Annotated in this window: 21 protein-coding genes; 5 read left to right on the top strand and 16 right to left on the bottom strand. The window is 75.5% G+C overall.

Annotation, left to right across the window (positions count from 1 at the left end):
• Positions 1 to 58: 58 nt before the first annotated feature.
• Positions 59 to 811: a CHAD domain-containing protein gene (locus ET471_RS05770; RefSeq protein ID WP_129187005.1), complete on the top strand. Its 753-nt coding sequence runs from the start codon at positions 59 to 61 to the stop codon at positions 809 to 811.
• Here ET471_RS05770 and ET471_RS05765 read toward each other — a convergent pair.
• Positions 792 to 3,056 (bottom strand): S9 family peptidase, encoded by a 2,265-nt coding sequence (locus ET471_RS05765; protein WP_129190748.1) that lies wholly within the window; start codon positions 3,054 to 3,056, stop codon positions 792 to 794. The genes ET471_RS05770 and ET471_RS05765 overlap by 20 nt on opposite strands.
• A 384-nt stretch (positions 3,057 to 3,440) precedes the next feature.
• Here ET471_RS05765 and ET471_RS05760 point away from each other — a divergent pair, with 384 nt between their 5' ends.
• Together ET471_RS05760 and ET471_RS05755 are read left to right on the top strand one after the other, a co-directional pair.
• Positions 3,441 to 3,644, top strand: coding sequence for a cold-shock protein (locus ET471_RS05760; RefSeq protein ID WP_012876889.1), 204 nt, complete (start codon positions 3,441 to 3,443; stop codon positions 3,642 to 3,644).
• 268 nt (positions 3,645 to 3,912) lie between these two features.
• Positions 3,913 to 4,776 (top strand): excalibur calcium-binding domain-containing protein, encoded by an 864-nt coding sequence (locus tag ET471_RS05755; RefSeq protein ID WP_129187004.1) that lies wholly within the window; start codon positions 3,913 to 3,915, stop codon positions 4,774 to 4,776.
• 104 nt (positions 4,777 to 4,880) lie between these two features.
• On the opposite strand, the gene ET471_RS05750 is transcribed toward ET471_RS05755, so the two are convergent.
• The 11 genes from ET471_RS05750 to ET471_RS05700 form a co-directional block, all read right to left on the bottom strand.
• Positions 4,881 to 5,555, bottom strand: coding sequence for a hypothetical protein (locus tag ET471_RS05750; protein ID WP_129187003.1), 675 nt, complete (start codon positions 5,553 to 5,555; stop codon positions 4,881 to 4,883).
• Between the two features lie 82 nt (positions 5,556 to 5,637).
• A complete protein-coding gene (locus ET471_RS17910; protein WP_165350413.1) occupies positions 5,638 to 6,927 on the bottom strand; it encodes a hypothetical protein in 1,290 nt (429 codons plus the stop codon).
• A gap of 127 nt (positions 6,928 to 7,054) precedes the next feature.
• On the bottom strand, positions 7,055 to 7,645 hold the full coding sequence (locus ET471_RS05740; protein ID WP_129187002.1) for a SigE family RNA polymerase sigma factor: 591 nt from the start codon (positions 7,643 to 7,645) through the stop codon (positions 7,055 to 7,057).
• Positions 7,646 to 7,748: 103 nt separating this feature from the next.
• Positions 7,749 to 8,537, bottom strand: coding sequence for an amino acid ABC transporter ATP-binding protein (locus tag ET471_RS05735; RefSeq protein WP_129187001.1), 789 nt, complete (start codon positions 8,535 to 8,537; stop codon positions 7,749 to 7,751).
• Complete coding sequence (locus ET471_RS05730) at positions 8,534 to 9,484, bottom strand: amino acid ABC transporter permease (RefSeq protein ID WP_129187000.1); 951 nt, start codon at positions 9,482 to 9,484, stop codon at positions 8,534 to 8,536. Before ET471_RS05730 ends, ET471_RS05735 begins: the two co-directional genes overlap by 4 nt.
• A gap of 176 nt (positions 9,485 to 9,660) precedes the next feature.
• Positions 9,661 to 10,563 carry an ABC transporter substrate-binding protein gene (locus ET471_RS05725; RefSeq protein ID WP_129186999.1) on the bottom strand — a complete coding sequence of 301 codons (903 nt, stop codon included), beginning with the start codon at positions 10,561 to 10,563 and terminating at the stop codon, positions 9,661 to 9,663.
• Positions 10,564 to 10,704: 141 nt separating this feature from the next.
• Positions 10,705 to 11,592 (bottom strand): ABC transporter substrate-binding protein, encoded by an 888-nt coding sequence (locus ET471_RS05720; RefSeq protein ID WP_129186998.1) that lies wholly within the window; start codon positions 11,590 to 11,592, stop codon positions 10,705 to 10,707.
• Between the two features lie 58 nt (positions 11,593 to 11,650).
• Complete coding sequence (locus ET471_RS05715) at positions 11,651 to 12,316, bottom strand: LmeA family phospholipid-binding protein (RefSeq protein ID WP_280949934.1); 666 nt, start codon at positions 12,314 to 12,316, stop codon at positions 11,651 to 11,653.
• Between the two features lie 50 nt (positions 12,317 to 12,366).
• On the bottom strand, positions 12,367 to 12,564 hold the full coding sequence (locus ET471_RS18425) for an STAS domain-containing protein (RefSeq protein WP_242496436.1): 198 nt from the start codon (positions 12,562 to 12,564) through the stop codon (positions 12,367 to 12,369).
• Positions 12,565 to 12,869: 305 nt separating this feature from the next.
• Positions 12,870 to 13,349: a hypothetical protein gene (locus ET471_RS05705; protein WP_129186997.1), complete on the bottom strand. Its 480-nt coding sequence runs from the start codon at positions 13,347 to 13,349 to the stop codon at positions 12,870 to 12,872.
• A 604-nt stretch (positions 13,350 to 13,953) separates the two neighbouring features.
• Complete coding sequence (locus tag ET471_RS05700) at positions 13,954 to 14,871, bottom strand: hypothetical protein (RefSeq protein ID WP_129186996.1); 918 nt, start codon at positions 14,869 to 14,871, stop codon at positions 13,954 to 13,956.
• 267 nt (positions 14,872 to 15,138) lie between these two features.
• Here ET471_RS05700 and ET471_RS05695 point away from each other — a divergent pair, with 267 nt between their 5' ends.
• Positions 15,139 to 15,906, top strand: a complete 768-nt coding sequence (locus ET471_RS05695) for a LamB/YcsF family protein (protein WP_129186995.1) — start codon at positions 15,139 to 15,141, stop codon at positions 15,904 to 15,906.
• Between the two features lie 3 nt (positions 15,907 to 15,909).
• A complete protein-coding gene (locus ET471_RS05690) occupies positions 15,910 to 17,580 on the top strand; it encodes a 5-oxoprolinase subunit B/C family protein (protein ID WP_129186994.1) in 1,671 nt (556 codons plus the stop codon).
• Here ET471_RS05690 and ET471_RS05685 read toward each other — a convergent pair.
• From ET471_RS05685 to ET471_RS05670, 4 genes are all read right to left on the bottom strand, one after another.
• On the bottom strand, positions 17,541 to 18,152 hold the full coding sequence (locus ET471_RS05685) for a GrpB family protein (protein ID WP_129186993.1): 612 nt from the start codon (positions 18,150 to 18,152) through the stop codon (positions 17,541 to 17,543). The two genes, ET471_RS05690 and ET471_RS05685, sit on opposite strands and share 40 nt — an antisense overlap.
• A gap of 64 nt (positions 18,153 to 18,216) precedes the next feature.
• Entirely contained in the window at positions 18,217 to 19,212 is a 996-nt protein-coding gene (gene dhaK, locus ET471_RS05680) for a dihydroxyacetone kinase subunit DhaK (RefSeq protein ID WP_129186992.1), read from the bottom strand.
• A gap of 19 nt (positions 19,213 to 19,231) precedes the next feature.
• Positions 19,232 to 19,885, bottom strand: coding sequence for a dihydroxyacetone kinase subunit DhaL (gene dhaL, locus ET471_RS05675; RefSeq protein ID WP_129186991.1), 654 nt, complete (start codon positions 19,883 to 19,885; stop codon positions 19,232 to 19,234).
• Positions 19,882 to 20,628, bottom strand: a complete 747-nt coding sequence (locus ET471_RS05670; RefSeq protein ID WP_129186990.1) for an HAD-IA family hydrolase — start codon at positions 20,626 to 20,628, stop codon at positions 19,882 to 19,884. Before ET471_RS05670 ends, dhaL begins: the two co-directional genes overlap by 4 nt.

Here is a 20,628-nt window from a genome sequence, read left to right as displayed (position 1 = left end):
CTGCCCCGCCGTCGGCGCCGTGGTCGGCCCCGCCGTCTGCACCGTGGTACGACGGGGCATGGGCACCCGCGCGTCCGACCTCCTCTCCGCCGCGCTCCGCGACCACGTCGCGGCGCTCGCCGCCGCCGAGGCGGACCTCCTCGCAGGGGGCCCCGACGCCGTGCACGACGCACGCGTGACGCTCCGCCGCCTGCGCGCCGACCTCGGCGAGTTCCCCCGGCTCGTGGACGCCGACGTCGCCGCCGACCTGCGCGACCGGCTCCAGGCGTGGGGCCGCCTCCTCGGCGAGGCGCGGGACCTGGAGGTCGTCCTCGGGATGCTCGACGACGACGCCGTGCCCGAGGCGACGCGCACGGCGGCGCGGGCCGCGTGGACGGCTCGCTGGGACGCCGCCCGCGCCGCCGCGGTCGCGCACCTCGGGACGGCCGAGCACGCCCGCCTCACCGCCGACCTCGCGGCGACGGCGGCGCACCCGCCGCTCACCCGCAGGGCCGGACGGTCGTGGAAGGACGAGCTGCCCCGCGGGCTGCGCCGGTCCCGGCGACGCGTCGAGCGCCGCGACCGGCGCCTGGCGGACCTGGCCGCGGGCAGCCCCGGCGCCTCGCTCGACACGGCCGAGCACTCGGTGCGCAAGGCCGTGCGCCGCGCGCGCTACGCCGCCGAGGTCCTCGCGCGCGGCACCGGCCGCAAGGCCGCCCGAGCCGCCGACACGGCGGCCCGCCTCGCGAGACGCCAGGACGACCTCGGCGCGGCCCACGACCGCACGCTGCTGCGCCAGGCGCTCGAAGAGGTCACCGACCGGGGCGCGTAGCCTCCGTCGCCCCGAGCACGTCCAGCAGCCAGGCGTTCTCCTCCGCGATCTGCCGCCAGCGCGAGTACCGCCCGGACACGCCCCCGTGCCCTGCGGACATCTCGATGCGCAGCAGCGCCGGCGCCCCCGCGGCGCGCAGCCGCGCCACCCACTTGGCGGGCTCGACATAGAGCACGCGCGTGTCGTGCAGCGACGTCGTCGCGAGGATCGGCGGGTACGCGGAGGCGTCGTCGGGCACGTTCTCGTACGGCGAGTAGCCCTTCATGTACGCGTAGACGTCCGGGTCGTCGAGCGGGTTGCCCCACTCCTCCCACTCGGTGACGGTCAGCGGCAGCGAGGGGTCGAGGATCGACGTCAGCGGGTCCACGAACGGCACCGCCGCATGGATCCCGGCGAAGAGCTGCGGCGCGAGGTTCGCGACCGCGCCCACGAGCAGCCCGCCGGCGGACCCGCCCTCGGCTGCGAGCCGCTGCGGCGTCGTCCACCCGGTGTCCACAAGGTGCTGCGCGACGGCGACGAAGTCCGTGAACGTGTTGCGCTTCGCGAGCAGCTTCCCGTCGTCGTACCACCCGCGGCCGAGCTCGCCGCCGCCGCGCACGTGCGCGACGGCGAACACGACGCCACGGTCCAGCAGCGAGAGCCGGGGCACGGAGAACCAGGGGTCGAGCGAGTACTCGTACGACCCGTACCCGTACAGCAGCACGGGAGCGGGCCGCGCGGGGCCCGCAGGCAGCGCCGGGTCGCGCTTCCACACCAGCGACACCGGGACGCGCGTCCCGTCGGGCGCCGTCGCCCAGTCGCGGCGCTGCTCGAAGCCGGCCGGGTCGTAGCCGCCCAGGACCGGCTGCCGCTTGCGCAGGAGCAGCTCGCCCGTCGCGAGCACGACGTCGTAGACGGTCCGGGGCGTGACGAACGACTCGACGACGACGCGCACGACGGGCTGGTCGACCATGGGCGAGGCGTCGAGCTGCACCCCCTCGAGCGCCTCCCCGGTGGAGACCTCCCGCCAGGAGAGCCCCGCCGACGCCGCCCGCGAACCCGTCCCCGTCATCCTGCGCGGAGCCGCGGGACCCCGCGCGGCCACGGCGACCCGTGGTGTCGCGTCGCGGCGGTAGCTCAGCACGAGGTGACTGGCGAACGCGTCCACCCCCTCCAGCCGCACCGCCGGGTCGTGCGGCACGACGACGTCGGCCCCCGCCGCGTCGAACGCGCCCGGCGCACGCAGGTCGTCCGGCACGGTCACCGAGACGAGCTCGAAGTTCTCCGCGCCGTCGTTGTGCAGCACGAGCAGCTGGTCGCCGGCGTCCTCGACGCTGTACTCGACGCCCTCGCGACGCGGCCACACGACCACGGGCTCCGACGTCGGCGCGTCGGCCGGGACCAGCCACACCTCGGTCGTCAGCTTCGACGCGAGCTCCACCTGCACGAACCGCCGCGACCGCGTGAGCCCCACGCCCACCCAGAACCGCTCGTCGGGCTCCTCGAGCAGCAGCACGTCGTCGGCCGCGGGCGTGCCGAGCTGGTGCCGCCACACGCGGTGCGGCCGCCACGCGTCGTCGACGGTCGTGTAGAAGACGTAGCCGCCCGCGGCGGAGCCCGGCGACCCCGGGCCGGGCGTCAGCGCCACCCCGGGCGACGTCTCCTCGACGACGTCGGGCAGGTCCTCGCCCGTGGCGAGGTCGCGGAACCGCAGCACGTACCGCTCGTCGCCCTGCACGTCGACCTGGTAGGCGAGCAGCCGCCCGTCCGCGGACACCTCCGTGCCGCCGAGCGCGAAGAACTCGTGTCCCTCGGCCAGCGCGTTCTCGTCGAGCAGCACCTGCTCGTCGCCCCCGCCCGGACCCCGGCTCCCCGGGTCGGGCGTGACGCCCGGCTCCAGCGTGGGCGGCGTCCACGCGTCCGGCGCGGCCGGGACGCGCGCGTGGATCGCGTACTGGCTGCCCTCCACGGTGCGCGCGTAGTACCAGTGGTCGCCGAGCCGCACGGGGACCGACAGGTCGGTCTCCAGCGTGCGGTCCTTGATCTCCGTGAAGAGCCGCTCGCGGAGCGGCTCCAGGTGCGCGAGCCGCGCTCGCGTCCATGCGTCCTGCGCCTCCAGGTGCGCGACGACGGCGGGGTCGTCGGCGTCCCGCAGCCACTCGTAGTCGTCGACGACGACGTCGCCGTGGTGGGTGCGCTCGACGGGGCGGCGCGGCGTCACCAGGGCGGCTGTCACGGGGGTCGCTGTCACGGGGGTCGCTGTCACGGGGGCGAGGGGCTCGGACACCCGGTCAGGCTACGCGCCACGCCCCCGCGCGCAGGCCTGGTGGAGGCACCCGCGACGACGCCTCGTGTGACGCGCGCGGACCCCGTGCGTCACAACGCGCCCGGTCGTGACGCAACTGTGACCACACCCAGGGATCAACTCGGTGCCGTACCCCGCGATGGGGTAGCGCCGCCGGGATCCGTCGCGTAGCGTTCTACCTCGTTGCAGTGCCTCAGTTGTCCGGACGGTTCCCGTCCTGCGCTGACGGTCAGGCAGAAGATGTGCCAGGCCCGACGCGAACCTTGTTCTACCAAGAGTTGACGACGAACACCGTGATGAGCGACCTCGACGTTCGAGGTCGTCACTCTTGAAGGAGAGCAAGACATGGCTACCGGAACCGTGAAGTGGTTCAACGCGGAGAAGGGCTACGGCTTCATCGCCCCCGAGGACGGCTCGCAGGACGTCTTCGCGCACTACTCGGCCATTCAGACCAACGGCTACCGCACCCTCGAGGAGGGTCAGCGCGTCGAGTTCGACACCGCGCAGGGCCCCAAGGGTCTGCAGGCGGAGAACATCCGCGCGCTCTGATCCTCGAGCGGGACGCGGGCTGACTCCGCGGACCACGAAGATCGCATCGAAGGCCGGTCGTCCCCACGGGACGGCCGGCCTTCGGCGTGCCCGGGGGCTTCGGCCTGACCCGGGCTTCAGCGCGTCCCTGCGCGCCCGCGTGTTCGGCACGTCTCGGGGCGTGGCGCCAGCCCGGCGCGTGACGGGCGACGACGCTGCGACCTGGGCGTCTGGACCCGATGGGTGGAAATCCGTCATAGTGGGCGCCGCCACGACTGGAGGAGCACCGATGGCAGCGCGTTTCAACCCCCCGCCCGGCTGGCAGGTCCCCGCCGGGTTCCGGCCCGAACCGGGCTGGTCGCCCGACCCGGCCTGGCCCGTGGCACCCGCCGGCTGGGAGTACTGGATCGAGGACGCCCCCGTACCTCACGAGCAGCTGCACGAGACCCTCCACCTCGGCACGGTCGCGGCCCCACCCGCCCCGCCGACCGGTCCGGGCGCCCCGGCGGCGAGCCAGCCGCGCACCCGCTCGGTCGCCCGCGAGGGTGCGGCCATCCCGCTGCCCGACGGCCCGCTCGGCCACCTGCGCGACGGCGGCGTCCCCGCGTCGACAGCCGCGCCGTCGTCGGCCGCCCCGTCAGGTGCCGCGCCGTCGCGGGCCCGCCGCAGGCCCCGGTACCTCGTCCCGATGGTGGCGGTCGCATGCTTCGCGCTCGGCGTCATCGTCGGCGTCATCGTGTCGCTGGCTCAGGCCACGGACGCCAGCCAGGCCGCCCTGGACGCGTCACGCGCCCAGGAGAAGGCGGCGGCAGAGCTCGCCGACCTCCAGGCGCAGCGTGCCGACCTCGAGTCCGACACGAAGGCGCTCGACGACCGCGAGGCGGACCTCACGGCGCGCGAGTCCGCGGTCGCGCAGAAGGAGGCGGACCAGGCGTCCCGCCAGACCCAGCTCGACCAGCAGGCTCAGCAGGCCCAGCAGCAGAACCAGCAGAACGCGCAGCAGCCCGCGCAAGGCACGGGCGGCACCAAGCACGGCGGCTTCCAGACGTGCGACGACCTGCGCGCGGCCGGCGTCGCGACGCCGATCAAGCGCGGCGACCCCGGCTACTCCCGCCTGCTCGACCTCGACGACAACAACTACGCCTGCGACTGACGGCGCCCGTCCCGCGTGACGGCGCAGGGCCCAGCACCGCTCCCGCGACGCCGCTGCCCGCGCGCAGGACGACCCGCACGCAGGGGCGGCCTGCGCGCGGGCCGTCACCGGAGGCTCAGGGACGCGAGGATCTGGTCGAGCAGGGCCCGGCCACCGGACGACGCGGGCGGCAGGCGCAGGTCCACGACCTGGGCGGGACCGCCGACCGTCTTCCGGACCACGACGCGCGCCTCCAGCAACGTCCCACCGCTGCCCGTCGACCGCTCCGTCGTCGCGAGCGACGCCTGCCGCGCACCCGGGACGGCCACGGCGTGCTCGTCGGACCAGCCGCCGGTGGCGTCGTCCCACGAGGCCGGCAGGGCCGTGACGGCCAGCTGCGCGGGGAGCTTGCCCGGCCCGACCAGGTCGGCCAGGCTGCGCCAGCCGTCCGCGGGCGCGCCGTGGTCCACCGCGGGCCAGGGCGTGTCGTCGTGGTCCCAGGCGGGCGGGACGGCGAGCGACAGGCCCGCGACCTCCTCGACGCTCCAGCCCTCGGGCACGACGGCGGTGCCACCTGCCGGCTCGACGGCGCGGGGCGCCGGGCGGACGCCGCCACCGGGCGCCTGGGACACGACGGCGGTGACGTGCGACTCGTCCGCGGGCGCCGCGGTGCGCAGCACCGCGGCGCTCGCGGGACCGTCGTCGTGCGTGGTCATGGCGTAGGCCAGCACGGCCACCACGCCCCAGACCACGAGCAGCCCGACGACGACCCCGACCCACACCGTCACCCAGCGCCGCACACCGGCCTCCTCGTCCGGGCACAGGCTAGCGGCACGGCGGGCGCCCCGGTCGCCCGGGCCGGTCGCGCGGGCCGGGCGGGCATCAGCGGAACCGCATCGACCCGACGATGCCGCGCAGCGTGGCGAGGCCCGCGTCGTCGTGCGGGACGTCGATGGTGAGCGACAGGCGGCCGCCGCGGTGCGCCGCGTGGACCACGATCGTGGAGCCGTAGGAGGAGATCGTCTCGTCGCCCCAGAACGGCCCGGCGGAGGACGTCGCCTGCGCGAGGTCCGCCCCGGGCACGTCGAGCGCCTGCGCCCGCGGGTCGGCGTCCCACAACGAGCCGCCCTTGCCCCAGTACTGGGCCAGCACCCGCCAGTGCAGGTCGACGGTGCTGCCGTCGGCGACCTGGAAGCCCGCCGCCGCGACCGGCCCGTCGAGCTGGACGACCTCCTCGGCCAGGCTCCCCTCGCCGGGTTCGGTCGGTCCCCCGGTCCAGCCGGCGGGCACCGCGAAGGTCAGGTCGCCCGCGGTGACCTCCCGCCAGCCCGCGGGCGTGACGCCGTGGGCGAGCCCGTCGAGGGTCACGTCCTCGTAGGTCGGCTCGAACCACGCCGGGGCCCGGTCGTCGACGGCGACCCACAGGTTGCCCACGAAGTCCGCCGCGAGGCCCGCGCCGACGTCGTCGGCGGTGAAGTCGAGCGTGAAGAGCCAGCCCGCGTCGCCCGCGCGCACCCTGACCGTCCACACCTCGCGTCCCGGAGCCTGGGACGGCCCGCGGGTGACGACCACGAGGTCGGCGCCCGGGACGTCGGCCGTCCAGGCGCCCGAGTCCCGCGCGGGCACCTGCCACGACACCGCGTCCTCGGCCGGGTAGGCGTCGATGCGCGCCCCGGACCCCGCCATGGGGGCGGGCGTCCAGTCGTCGGGGTAGACCGCCCCGGGCGGCTCCTGGGTGATCGGGGAGACGTCCCAGGTCGACCCGTCGAGGAACGACGCGTCGCTCCCGTCACCCGCCACGATCTCCCAGCCGCCCGGCGGCAGCGTGTAGGTCAAGCCGCCCCGCAGGTGGTACTCGGAGTGCGAGACGGGCACGGCACCGTGCCGGAGGCCCGGGAGCTCGGGCAGCTCGCTGCCGCCCGTCGGCAGGTGGCGCGGCGCGGGGTCCGCCGACGACGGCGTGCCGGCCACACCCGTCGGCGCGGGGTCCGTCGAGGCGGACGCGGTCGGCGACGCCGACGTCGTCGCGTCCGTCCCGGGGCCGACCGGCCCCGGGCGGCCGACCCACGGCGCCAGGGTCAGCGTGAGCGCGAGCGCCCCCGTCGCGAGCACCCCGGTCGTGCCGAGCACCGCCCGCCGCGCCCGCACGCGCCGCACCGCGGCCCGGGCCATCGCGGCGCCGTCGGGAGCGGGGGCAGGCCGTCGTCCTCGACCGCCCGCAGGAGGCGGACGAGGGCGTCCTCCTCCTTGCTCGCTCCGCCCAGGTGGCCCGCCGGGCCGAGGGGCGCGTGGTCCGTGGTCACCGCAGGTCCTCCTTCGGGGGTACGTCGGCGGGGGTCAGCAGCGTGCGCAGCTGCTGCAGGGCGCGCGAGCTCGTCGACTTCACTGTGCCGACCGCGATGCCGAGCTCGGCGGCCGTCTCGGCCTCGGAGCGGTCGAGCAGGTAGCGCAGCAGCACCACGCGGCGCTGCTTGACCGGCAGCGCGAGGAGCGCCCGCAGCACCCGGTCCCGCTCGGCGACGCTCGCCGCGGCGTCGGGCACGGTGCCGTCGGGCAGCGTGAGGCCACGGACGGCGTCGTCGGAGAGGTGGGAGTGCGGGGCGAGCACCTCCGAGCGCGTGCGGCGCCACGCGTCGACGCGCGCGGTGGCGATGACGCGGCGCGCGTACGCGTACGGGTTGCCGTCGCCGACCCTCCCCCACGCGCGGTAGGTCCGCTCGAGGGCGAGCTGCACCAGGTCGTGGGCGCGGTGCTCGTCGCCGCACAGCAGGTACGCGAGGCGGAACAGGCTGGGCGTGCTGGCCTGGGCGAACGCCGTGAAGCGTCCGACGGCGCTCTCGTCGGCCCCGGCGACCACGACGGGCAGGGTCCCCGTGGCGACGCCTGTCATCGGCGCGCCCGGCGGGAGGTGGTGTGGCTCACACCCCTAGGACGCAGCAGGGGGCCCGCAGGTTCCACGAGGCTCCGCACGCCCGACAGCCGCCCCGGCCGTCCTAGAGGACGTGGGAGAGGAAGTCCCGGGTGCGCGCGTTCTGCGGGTTGTCGAGCACGGCGCTCGGCGGGCCCTGCTCGACGACGACGCCCTGGTCCATGAACACGACCTCGTCGGCGACCTCGCGGGCGAAGCCGATCTCGTGGGTGACCACGATCATCGTCATGCCCGACGCCGCCAGGTCCTTCATGACCGCCAGCACCTCGCCCACGAGCTCGGGGTCGAGGGCCGAGGTCGGCTCGTCGAAGAGCATGAGCTCGGGGTCCATCGCGAGGGCGCGGGCGATGGCCACGCGCTGCTGCTGGCCGCCGGAGAGCTGGGCCGGGTAGTGGTTCGCCCGGTCGCTGAGCCCCACGCGCTCCAGGAGCGCCAGCGCCTGCGTGCGCGCGTCGGACCGCGAGAGCCCGCGCACCTGGACGGGCGCCTCCATGACGTTCTCGGTGGCCGTCATGTGCGGGAACAGGTGGAACCGCTGGAACACCATGCCGATGCGGCGACGCTGGCGGGCCACCACCTTGGGGTGCAGGCGGTGCAGCACGCCCTTCTCGTCGAGCCGGTAGCCCATGCGCTCGCCGTCGACGACGACGGAGCCGGCCGTGATGTCCTCGAGCTCGTTGACGCAGCGCAGCAGCGTCGACTTGCCGGAGCCCGACGGGCCCAGGATCACGGTCACCGAGCCGCGCGGGACTGTGAGGTCCACGCCGCGCAGCACGTGCACCGCGGAGTGGCCGTGGCCGAACTCCTTGTGGATACCGGTCAGCTCGACCATCAGGTCAGGAGTCGTCGTCATGGCGTCACGTCCAGGAAGGGGTCGACCGTGGTGGTGCCTGCGGCCTGGATGGCCTGCTGCTTGGTGGGGCGTCCGCCCGGCCCGCGGCGCCGGCGTCGGGCCTCCGTGCCGAAGCCGCGGCCGTAGTACTTCTCGAGGTACGACTGGCCGACCATGAGGACCGACGTGATGACCAGGTACCAGATCGACGCGATGACCAGCAGCGGGATCGGCTGGAAGAGCCGGTTGCCGATGGCGTCGGTCGCGTAGAACAGGTCGAGCGTGAACGGCACCGCGACCACGAGCGACGTCGTCTTGAGCATGGAGATCGTCTCGTTGCCCGTCGGCGGCACGATGACGCGCATGGCCTGCGGGAGCACGACGCGCCGCAAGATCGTCGAGTCCTTCATGCCGAGCGCCTTGGCGGCCTCGGCCTGGCCGGGGTCGACCGACGTCAGGCCGGCCCGGACGATCTCGGCGAGGTACGCAGCCTCGTTGAACGCGAGGCCGAGCAGGGCCGCCCAGAAGGCCGTGACGACGGCCTTCGTGTCGAAGGACACGAGCTCGGGCCCGAACGGGATGCCGAGCGAGAGCCGCGGGTAGAGCACCGAGAGCAGGCCCCAGAACACGAGCTGCACGTAGACGGGCGTGCCGCGGAAGAACCAGATGTAGAACCAGCTCACGCCGCGCATCACCGGGTTGTCGGAGCGCCGCATCACGGCGAGCAGGATCGCCATGACGATGGCGAGCGCCATCGACCCGAAGGTCAGCACCAGCGTCCAGCCGATCCCGCGGACCACGACGATGTCCCGCACGTACAGCCAGACGGTGTCCCACCGGAACGTGTCGTTGGTGACCAGGCCGTTGACGGCCATCGCGGCGAGCACGAGCACCACCACGGCGCCCACCACCCGCCCGGGGCGCGGCACGGGCCGCGCGTGGAGGCGGTCAGGGATCGGGTCGCTCATGGGCGCTCCTTCTGGGACGAGCGTGGGTCGGCCTCGACCGCCCGGCGGGGTTCGGGGCCACACCCCCAAGGATGCCGGATCCTGGCGCAGACGGAGGAACCTGGCCCCTGGAGACGCGTGAAGCCCGCGGAGCGCCGCCGCCCTGACCGGGCGGCGGCGCTCCGCGGGAGGGCAGGTCAGCCGACGCTGGGGTTGACCTCCGACGTGCTCAGCACGCCGTCGGCCTGGCCCCACACCGCGGCGATCGCCTTGAGGTCGCCGTCGTCCATGAGCTGCTGGAGCGCGGCGCGGACGGCCTCGGCGAGGTCGGTGTCGTCCTTCGCGACGACGATGCCGTACGGCGCGGAGTCGTGGATCTCGCCGAGGGTCTCGATGTCGCCGCCGGCCTGCTCGACGGCGTAGGCGGTGATCGGCGAGTCCGCGTACATGACCTGGACGCGGCCCTCCACGAGGTTGGTGGTGACGTCGGCCTGCGACTCGAACGGCAGGACGTCGATCGTGTCGTCCCCGCACGCCGCCTGGGCGGCCTCGAGGGCCTCCTGCTGCACGGTGCCCGTCTGGACGCCGACGGTGACGCCGCACAGGTTCTGCGGGTCGATGCCGTCCGGGTTGCCCTTCGCGACGGCGAACAGCGAGCCGGCGTCGAAGTAGCTGACCATGTTCACGGTCTGGAGGCGGTCGGCGTTGATGGTGAACGAGGAGATGCCCACCTCGTAGCGCGTGCCGATGCTGGGGATGATCGCGTCGAAGGCGGAGGACTGGACGTCGACCTCCAGGCCCATGAGCTGCGCGACGGCCGTGATGATGTCGATGTCGAAGCCGACGGCGGTCTTGCCGTCGGTGCCGACGAACTCCGCGGGGGCGTACGTCAGGTCGGACCCGACGGTCAGCTTGCCGTCCGCGGCGATGGCGTCCGGGACGAGCGCGGCGATCTCGTCGTTCTTGACGATGCTCGCGAGGTCGAAGCCGCCGCCGGTGCTGCCACCGTCGCCGCCTTCCTGCGAGGCGGACGAGCAGGCTCCGAGGGCGAAGGTCGCTGCGGCGACGAACGCGACCGAGAGGGCGGGACGAGTACGCATGAAGGGCTCCGTGTGGCTGGTGGGGTCCGTGGTCGAGGTCGGCGCGGCTTCGGGCGAGGCGCGATCCGACCTAGTGTGTCGCTCCGTGCGCGAGGACTGAAACCCCCGTGCACAGATCGTTACCCGCGCCGAGGCGCGAGGTCAGAGCGCGGGGTTGATCTCCGCCGTCGTCAGGGCGCCCTGCTCGTTGCCCCAGTGCGCGGCGATGGCGGCGAGGGTGCCGTCGTCCATGAGCTGCTGGAGCGCGGCGCGGACGGCCTCGGCGAGCGCGGCGTCGTCCTTCGCGACGACGACGCCGTAGGGCGCGGCGTCCCGGATCTCGCCGAGCGTCTCGAGGGCGCCGCCGGCCTGCTCGACGGCGTAGGCGGTGATGGGCGAGTCCGCGTACATGGCCTGCAGCTTGCCGCCCACGAGGTTCGTGGTGACGGTGGCCTGCGAGTCGTACGGGAGGATCTGGATGGGCGTGGCGCAGGCGGCGCTGAGCTCCTCGAGCTCGGTCTGCTGGACGGTGCCCGTCTGGACGCCGACGGTCATCCCGCACAGGTCGTCGGGGTTGACGCCGGCGGGGTTGCCGGCCTGGACGGCGAGCTGCGAGCCGGCGCTGAAGTAGCTGACCATCGTCACGGCGTCGAGGCGCTCGGGCGTGATCGTGAACGCCGAGATGCCCACCTCGTAGCGCGTGCCGATCGCGGGGATGATCGAGTCGAACTGGGCCGACTGGATGTCGACCTCCAGGCCCATGAGGTTCGCGACGGCGGTGGCGATGTCGACGTCGAGGCCCACGGGGGTCTTGCCGTCGGCGTCGACGAACTCCAGCGGGGCGTACGACAGGTCGGCGCCGACGGTCAGCCTGCCGTCCGCGGCGACGGCGGCCGGGACGAGCGCGGCGATCGCCGCGTCCTTCGTCACGGCGGTGGGCGTGGCGCTCGGGGCGCTGCCGCCCAGGTCCTGGGACGCAGAGGTGCAGGCGCCGAGGGAGAGGGCCGCCGTCAGGGCGGTCGCGAGGACGAGGACGGGACGCTGACGCATGTGTGGTGCTCCGTAATGGGTGACTTCGCTGCGGTATGCATAAGTATGCACGCGACGTCTACCGGGCCAGGTCACCCAGGCTCACGTCGCGCGCCTCGATCGTCAGCCGCACCCCGTCCGGCTCGCCGTCCACGCCGGTCAGCGTGACGCCGGCGGGCAGGTCCAGGGGGATCCTGAGCCCACCCAGGGCGTCCCCCAGACCGCCGGGGAGCGCACCGACGGGGACGTCGAGGCCACCCAGCGACACCGTCCTGACCTGCACCGCGAGCGCCCCGTCGACGACGTCGGGCACCACGACGGCCCGGACGTCGACGGTCGCGCCGAGCACCGTGACGGGCAGGCCGAGCGTCAGCGCGCCGGGCTCGCCGGGCGCGGCGCCGACCGTCACCTCGGTGTCCAGGCGGTCGGACGCGGTCCGGGCGAGCGTGTCGAACGCCACAACGCCCGTGGCACGCGCCTCGCTCGTCCGCCACGGCGACCGCGGCGAGACGCCGCGGGCGTCGACCGTCACGTCGGTCACCGCGTACCCGCCGAACGACCCCGCCGCGAGCGACCCCGACACGTGCTCCAGGCTGCCGGCGGCGAGCTGCGTGAGGAACGGGAACCCGTGGATCTGCACGTCCGCGTCCACGACACCGGTCCCGCCGAGCCGCACCGCCGTCGCCACGCTGCGGCTCGTGGCCCACGCCGCGCCGCGGTCGGCGCCGACGGCGACGACCGCCAGCAGCAGCAGCGCGACGAGGAACGCCGCCGCGGACCGCCTCTTCTCGCCGTTCAGGACTCGTCGCCCGACTCGTGGACCACGGGGATGCGCCCGCCGATGCCGACCATGTCGAGCACCTCGGTGACCGCGTCGGACGGGTCGCGCAGGCTCACGGGCGTGCCCGTCTCCTGGCCCAGCACGTAGACCTGGAGGATGAAGGCCACGCCGGAGGAGTCGATGAACGTGACGTCCTTGGCCTCGATGACCACCGGGACGCCCCCGAGTGCACGGCGAGCATCGCCATGACCTCGCTCGCGGCCTCGCGCAGCGCGGCGTCGACCTCGCCCCAGAGGGTCACGAGGGTGCCCTCCGCGGTGGTCCGGCACGCGATGCCGGAACCCGTCGCCGTGCGCTGCTCCGTCTGCTCGAGGTCCATGTCTCCGCTTCCGCCCGTCGCCGGCTCGCGCCGGCGGTCGCCCTGCGTCGAACCGACTATTCCCTCTTCCCGGCGGTCACGTCCAGGGTCGAAGGGCGTGGTGTCGCCCTCAGTCGGAGCGGGCGCCGCCCGCCGTCCTCAGGACGCGGGGTCCGCCGACGGGTCCGCCGGCGCCTGAGACGAGGCCGGGTCGACGCCGGGGTCGCCCTCGGGGTCGGGGTCCTGAGACGTGGCGGGGGACGGCGTCGTCGTCGGCTCCGGGGTCACCGCGGGCTCCGGGGACGGCGACGGGGCGGGGGTCGGCGCGGGGGTGCCGGACGGTTCCGGAGACGGGGCGGGCGTCGGGTCGGGCGTCGGCGACGGGGTCGGGTCGGGCGTCGTGCTGGGCGACGGGTCCAGCGTGGGCGACGGCGTCGGGTTCTCCGTGGGCGACGGCGCCGGGTCGTCGCTGGGCGTCGGTGCGGGCGTCGGTGCCGGGTCCTCGGTCGGGGCCGGGTCCGGGGTGGTGCTCGGTGCCGGGTCGGCCGGCGTCTCGTCCGGCGTCGGCGTCTCTCCCGGCGTCGGGGACTCGCTCGGCGCGGGCGACGGGGTCGCGGACGGGTCGGCCGGGGTCGGCACGTCCGCCGGCTGCGTCGGGTCGGCGACCGGCTGCGTCGGGTCGGCCGGCGTCGTCGGGACCGCACCCGGCGTCGTCGCGGACGTCTGGCCGCCCGGCGCGGCGCTGGCCGCGCGGAACAGCGCGACGTCGGCGGGCGACAGCGCGCGGTTCGGGATCGGGCCGCCGGCGAAGAACTCGAAGTGCCACGGCTCCGGCTTCGCGCCGTCGAGGCGCGCCCAGGAGGGGTTGTCCCAGCCGTACTCCGGGCCGTTGAGCCGCAGCCACAGGTACTCCGGCGACGTCCCGGAGCTGATGGGGCGGAGAGGTCGACGGCCAGCCCCCAGCCGTGCATCGAGTTGCCCGGCGTCGCGGCCAGGTGCGGCTTCTGGATCTTCAGGGCGACCTGCGTCTCGAACGTGCGGTACGAGTCGGTCATCGGGATCGGGCGCCCGAAGCGTGCCTCGAACGCCGCGTCCAGGGCGACGAGCTGGGCGGCGGCGTCGCAGCGCAGCCGGTGGCCGGGGGCGAACGGGAGCGGGCACAGCACGTCGGCCGGGATGCGGCCGTTCGCGTACCCGGCGGTGCTGGTCCCGTACTGCGCGACGGCGTCGCGCAGCATCGTCGTCAGGGGCGTGGCGCCGGGGCTGAGCGGCGCCGCGAGGACGGCGACGCGGTAGGCGCCCTCGGAGTCGAGCAGCGTGGCCAGGCGCATCGCGGCGAGCACGACGTCGTCGAAGGTGACCTCCGGCTGCTCGTCGGCGGACGTGGCGGGGTCGGGCGCGGGGACGGGCTCGTCGGCGGGCGCGGGGTCGGGCGCGAGGTCCGCCTGCGGCGCGACGACGCCGGGGGCCTCGGCCGGGGCGGCACGGGCGCGCCGGACGTCTCGGGCGGGGTCTCGCCCGCGTCGGGCAGGTCCGCGGGCGCCGGGTCGGGCTGGGCGGGATCCGCGGGGACGGGGGCCTCGGCGACGACGTGGTCGGTCTGCGTCGCACCCTCGGCGCCGACCGGAGCCTGGTCGGCCTGCTCGGCCGGGACGCCGGGCTCAGCCGGGTCCGGCGTCGCGGGCGCGACGGGCGCCAGCACCGCCGGGCCGGGCACCGGCTCCTCCAGGACCAAGCCCTCCGGGGCCGGCGCGGCCGCCCCCGCGGGGTCCTGCTGCGCGAGGTACGTGGTGAGCAGCATGCCGAGCTCGGCCGCCGCCTGGCTGATCGCCGGGGTGATCTGCCGACCGCTGTCGTGGGCGGCGTGCTCGGCGCGCGCGAGGAGGGCGAAGATCTGGTCGAGCGTCTGCGGGGTGGAGGTCAGCGACCCGCCCACGCGGCCGATCGACAGCGGGGCGTCCGCGCGGGGGGCGGCGGCCGCGAGCGCCGTCCCGTCGAGAGCGCCGTCGCCCGAGGTGCCGGGGAGGCCGCTGGCGGCGGTCCCGCCGAGCACGCCCGCGGCGAGGATCCCCGCGGCCAGCCCGGCGACCGCCCGGCGCGTCGCGGGGCGGCCACCGCCGCTGGGGGGCGACGTCAGCACGGGACGGGGCTTCGCAGTCACAGACACAACCTTCCGGGCGGCCTTGCAGGTGCTCGCGCATACTCGCACAGCCGCCGGCGTCGGAGGCGACAGGCACCGACTCCCACTGTGTGCCGCCGCTGCGCCAGATGCCAGCCCGGAGGCGCTGAGTTCACTCATGCTTCATCCGGTGGACGCCCGGGGCCGGGGCCGGACCCGCCGCCGCCCGGGCGCCGCGCGGGCGGCGAACGCGCAAGTCAGGTGCCAGGTCCGGCCCCTCGCGGCAGGCCGGGCGGGCACACTGGGTCCATGGTCACGGTCGATCTCAACGCGGACCTGGGTGAAGGGTTCGGTCGCTGGACGCTCGGTGACGACGAGGCGATGCTCGACGTCGTCTCGAGCGCCAACATCGCCTGCGGGTTCCACGCGGGCGACCCGGCCGGGATCCGCCGCACCGTGCGGCTCGCCGCGGAGCGCGGCGTCGTCGTCGGGGCGCACGTGGGGTACCGCGACCTGGCGGGGTTCGGGCGGCGCGCGATGGACGTCCCCGGCGCAGAGCTCCAGGCGGACGTGATCTACCAGCTGGGGGCGCTCGCAGGGCTCGCCGCCGCCGAGGGGACCGTCGTGCGGTACGTGAAGCCGCACGGGGCGCTCTACAACACCGCGCAGGGCGACGAGCGCGTCGCGCACGACGTCGCGGCGGCCGTCGCGGCGGTGGACCCGTCGCTCGTGATGCTCGGGCTGCCGGGGTCGGTCGCGCTGGCCGCGGCGGCCGAGCACGGGCTGCCGACGGCGGCCGAGGCGTTCGCCGACCGGGCCTACACGCCCGCCGGGACGCTCGTGCCCCGCCGCGACCCCGGCGCCGTGCTGCACGACCCCGTGCTCGTGGCCGGCCGGATGGTGCGGCTCGTGACCGAGGGCGTCGTCGAGGCGGTCGACGGGACGCTCGTCGCCGTCGCGGCCGACTCGATCTGCGTGCACGGCGACTCCCCCGGCGCGGTGACGACGGCCCGCGCGCTCCGCGCCGCGCTGCGCGAGGCCGGGGTGCGCCTCGCCGCGTTCGCCCCCGGGGCGTGAGGCGTGCGCATCCTTCCCGCGGGCGACGCGGCGCTCCTCGTCGAGCTCGCCGACCTCGCCGAGGCGACCGCGCTGCGCGCCGCGCTCGCCGCACGCCCGGTCCCCGGCGTCGAGGAGCCCGTGCCCGGCGCGCGCACCCTCCTGGTCCCGTTCCGCCCGCACGTGGTCACGGCGCCCGCGCTCGCCGCCGCGCTGCGCGCGCTCCCCCTCGTGCGGCCCGACGACGTCGCCGCCCGCGTCGTCGCGGTCCCCACCGTGTACGACGGCGCGGACCTCGCGCCGCTGGCCGCCCTGCTCGGGTGGTCGCCCGAGGAGCTGGTGCGCCGGCACACGGCCGCCCGGTGGACGGTCGGGTTCATGGGGTTCGCCCCCGGGTTCGCCTACCTGACGTGCGCGGACGCCGCCGGCGGCGGGCCGCTGGACTGGCCGCACGTTCCCCGCCTGACGTCGCCGCGCACGCGCGTGCCGGCGGGCTCCGTGGCGCTCGCCGGCCCGTACGCGGGGGTCTACCCGCGCGTCAGCCCCGGCGGCTGGCAGCTCGTGGGCCGCACGGACGCCGCCGTCTGGGACGCGGACCGCACCCCGCCCGCCCTGTGGGAGCCGGGCGACGAGGTGCGCTTCGTCCAGGTGGCCGCCGCGGGCGTCGAGGTGCGCGGGCCGGGGGCGGCGGGAACACCCGGACCAGCGGAGGCACCCGTGCCGGCGGGGGCCGGGCCGAGCGACCGCGCCCCCGCAGCCCGGGCGCTCGCCGTCGTCGCGGCCGGCGTCGGGACCGTCGTCGAGGACCTGGGCCGTCCCGGCGTCGCGCACCTGGGCGTCGGGCAGTCCGGGGCGGCCGACCCCCGCAGCCTCCGGGCCGCCAACCGCGCCGTCGGGAACCGCCCCGGGGCGGCCGCCGTCGAGACGGAGGGCGGGCTGCACGTCCGGGCGCGCGGCGACGTCGTCGTCGCGCTCGCGGGCGCCCCGTCCGCCGCGCGCGTCGAGCGGGCGCGGTCCGGCGCCGAGCCCGGCGCGACGGCCCCCTTCGGCGTCCCCTTCGTCCTCCGCGGCGGCGACACGCTCACGCTCGGCGCCCCCGCCCGCGGCCGGCGCACCTACCTCGCGGTACGCGGCGGGCTCGACCTGCCCGCCACCCTCGGCAGCCGGGCGACGGACACGCTCGGCCTCGTCGGGCCGCCCCGCCTCGCCGCGGGCGCGACGCTCCCCGCCGGCACCGACGTCGCCGCCGCCGTCGACACCGGCGACGTCGGCGCACCGGACCCGGGGACGCTCCCCGCCGCCGGGCGCACCACGACGCTGCGCGTCGTCGCCGGGCCGCACGACGACTGGTTCGACGACGGCGTCGCCACCCTCACCGGGCAGGACTGGGAGGTGACGGCGCTCGCGGACCGGGTGGGGGTCCGGCTCGCCGGCGAGCCGCTGCGGCGCGCGGCGACCCACGCCGACGCCGAGCTGCCGAGCGAGGGCATGGTCACGGGCGCCGTGCAGGTCCCGCCGAACGGGCAGCCGATCCTGTTCCTCCCGGACCACCCGGTGACGGGCGGCTACCCGCCGGTCGCGGTCGTCGTGACCGCGGACCTGCCCCTGCTGGGGCAGCTCCCGACGGGTGCGCGGGTGCGGTTCGTGCGGGCCGGTCAGCCCGTCAGCCCGGCGGCGGCGAACGCGCGGGCGTAGATCTCCCGGACCACGGCGTGCTTGCGGCGGTTGTACGCCGTGCCGTCCTCGTCCGCGTCGTTCGTCGCGGCCGCGGCCTCCCGCTTGACGCGCGCGTAGAGCGCGCGGTCGTCCGGGTTGCCGCGCAGCCAGTCGCGGAACAGGCGGTGGCGCCACACCTCCGGCGAGTCGGGGCCGAACACGTGCAGGTTCGCGCGCGGCGCGGGGTGGCGCAGCAGGCGGTGGCCGTACCACCACGGCTCGCGGACGTGCAGCACGAACCCCGCCCGCTCCAGGGCGGGCACGTAGGCGTCCTCGTCGTCCGGGTCGGCCACGGTCAGGTCGACGTCGACGACCGGCTTGGCGGGCAGGCCGCGCACCGACGTCGACCCCACGTGCTGGAGCCCGAGCACGCGCAGCCCGAGCGCCCCGCGCACGTGGGCGACGACGTCCAGGTACCAGGTGGCCCAGACGTCGTCGGGCTCGGCGATCTCGACGCCCCGCTCGGGGCCTCGCCCGGCCACCCACGGCGACGTCGCGGGGTCCGGCGGGGTGTCGTCGAGGAAGGTGACGATCTGCTCACGAGTGGGCATACCCGCAGGTTAACGGCGTGCCGACGGCGTTCCGAACCGCGTCCTGGGCCGGTGGTGGGTGAACTCAGAAGATCCGCACCCCGATCTCCGCGGGCGCCGCGAGCAACCGCTCGATCTCGTCGTCGAGCCGGACCAGCGTGATCGACGCCCCCGCCATGTCGAGCGACGTGCAGTACTCGCCCACGTAGCTGCGGCCGATCTCGATCCCGCGGTCGGTGAGCTGCTGGTGCGCGCGCCCGTAGAGCAGGTAGAGCTCGCTGATGGGTGTGCCGCCCAGGCCGTTGATCATGAGCGCGACCCGGTCGCCCGACGAGAACGGCAGGTCCTTGACGACGGGCTCGAGGATCTCGGCCAGCATCTCGTCCGCGGTGCCGAGCTTGCCGCGCCGGCGGCCCGGCTCGCCGTGGATGCCGACGCCGATCTCGATCTCGTCCTCGGGCAGCTCGAAGAGCGGCGAGCCCTTGGCGGGCGGCGTGCACGGCGTCAGGGCCAGGCCCATCGTGCGGGTCACGGAGTTGACCTTCTCCCCGACCCGGATGAGCTCGTCGAGGTCGGCGCCCTCCTCGGCGGCCGCGCCCACGGCCTTCATCACGAAGAAGTTGCCCGCCACGCCACGGCGCCCGACGGTGTAGGTCGAGTCCTGGACGGCGACGTCGTCGTCGATGAACAGCGTCTTGACCTTGAGGCCGTCGGCCTCGGCCAGCTCGGACGCCATCTCGAAAGCCATCCGGTCGCCCGTGTAGTTGTTGACGAGCAGCAGCACGCCGGCGGGCGAGGCGAGCAGCTTCGCCGTCTCGTACACGTAGTCCATGGGCGGGGCGCTGAACACGTCGCCCGGGCAGGCGGCGTCGAGCATGCCCTTGCCGACCGTCATGACGTGCGCCGGCTCGTGCCCCGAGCCCGAGCCCTGCACGATCGACACCTTGCCGTCGCGGGGGGCGTCCTTGCGCATGATGAGGTTGTAGTCCGGCACGTAGGTCAGGGTGTCGGGGTTGGCGAGGGCGAGGCCCTGGAGCATCTGGGGCACGAACTGCTTGGGGTCGTTGACGAACTTCTTCACGGCGGTCTCCTCTACGGGCTCAACCAGCGGCGGCGACGCGCCCGGCCCACTCGGCCGCCAGGCGCTCGGTGATGACGGCGACGGCGACGGCGCCGGCGTCGGGCGAGCCGATGGAGCGCTCGCCGGTGTACGCGGCGCGGCCGCGCCGCGCCAGCATGGAGGTGGTCGCGTCGGCGGCCGCGCGGGCGGCCGCCGCGGCCTCCGCGACGACCGCGGCGGGCGGCTTCCCCGCCGCGACCGCGGCCTCGACCGTGTCGGTCAGGGGCACGAGCGCGTCCAGCAGCGTCTTGTCGCCGACGTCGGAGGCGCCGCGCTGCTTGATGCCCTCGACCGCCGCGCGCAGCATGTGCACGACGTCGTCGCCCGTCAGGTCGGTGCGGCCCTTGACCTGGCCCGCCGCCCGCAGGAACGCCGTGCCCCAGATCGGGCCGGACGTGCCGCCGATGCGGCTCGTGATGGTCACGGCGATCTTCTGCAGGAACGTACCGATGTCGGTGCGGTCGAACGAGTCCCAGTCGTTGTCGACGATCTCGAACCCGCGCGCGAGCGAGTAGCCGAAGTCGCCGTCGCCGACGACGGCGTCGAGGTCCCCGAACTCCTTCTCGTTGTCCAGGCACGTGCGCGCGATGCTGCGGACCACGAACTCGACGTCGGCGAAGCCTGGGGTGGTCATGCGTCCTCCTGGAGCAGGCCGGCGAGGGTGGCGACCGTGACGGGACCGCCAGACCCGTCCGGTCCAGGGCCGTGGTCGAGGTCCGGCACGACGAGCGCCGCCCCGGTGAAGTCGTCGTCGGCCGTGTACGCGCTGACCGTGACGACGGTGCGCAGGCCGGCCGCGACGGCCGCCGCGAGCCCGCCGCCGGAGTCCTCGACCACGACGGCGTCGTCCGCCGTGGCCCCGAGGCGGTCCAGGGCGAGCAGGTAGATGTCGGGAGCGGGCTTCTTGCGGGGCACGACGTCGCCTGCCAGCACCGTGAAGTGCCGGGCCAGGTCCTCGCCCACCGCGTGGGTGAGCACCGCGCGCACGCTGGGCTCCGCGGACGTCGAGGCGACCGCGAGCTGCCAGCCCGCGGCGTGCGCCTCGGCCACGAGCCGCGGGATGCCCGGGCGCGCCGGCAGCTCTCCGGCGTCGACGAGCGCGGTGTACGCGGCCGTCTTGTGCGCGTGCCACTCCTTGAGCAGCGCGGCCTGGCCGTCGTCGTCGACGGGGTAGCCGTTCTCCCTGACGAAGGACGGCGTGAGCAGCGTGCGCATGCGCTCCTTGCCGCCGCCGATCCTCACCAGCTCGCGGTACTCGTCGTCGGACCACTGCACGGGCACGCCGAGCTCGGCGAACGTGCGGTTGAACGCGGGCAGGTGGCCGGCGCGCTCGGTGTCGGCGAGGACGCCGTCGCAGTCGAAGATCAGGGCGGGCAT

The organism is Xylanimonas protaetiae, from assembly GCF_004135385.1.
In the GTDB taxonomy this organism is placed as follows: Bacteria; Actinomycetota; Actinomycetes; order Actinomycetales; family Cellulomonadaceae; genus Xylanimonas; species Xylanimonas protaetiae.
This window is presented reverse-complemented; position numbering and strand designations above follow the sequence as displayed.